Consider the following 436-nt stretch of genomic DNA (forward strand, 5'->3'; position numbering starts at 1 on the left):
GCTACGTCGTTTTTAAATAACTCAAAATTCAAACCATCATCAGCCAAAGCAACTTTTTCTAAAACCCATGACTCTCCACCAGTAAAACACTCTTGCCATGTAGACGAAGAAACAATCTGCCATAATTTGGTCAATTTATTCAACTTCATATCCGCATTTTCAAACGCTTCTTCTAAACCTGATAATGTCCCCTTCTTCTTATTCAAAGGAACAGCTCTTTTAATCTGCCTTCTCCACAAAGTCGTATCTTGTCCATATAATCTGGAATTGAAAAATTTAGACAAATAAGGAAGCAAAGCCTCTGAAATTACATTAGAATCAAATAAATCAATCATTTGATTAGTCAAATCTTCGACACCAGTGAACCATTTAGCAACAGATTTATTCAATTTCAATAAGACATCAGGTGTAACATCTGTCGTGGACAAATACATAG

The 436-nt window shown here is 34.4% G+C and carries 1 protein-coding gene; it reads right to left on the minus strand.

Annotation, left to right across the window (positions count from 1 at the left end):
- A partial coding sequence (locus AC3DEV_RS17155; RefSeq protein ID WP_488372900.1) for a phage tail protein occupies positions 1-436 on the minus strand: 436 nt, incomplete at both ends.

Source organism: Dietzia sp. IBK-p2-15D (assembly GCF_057773105.1).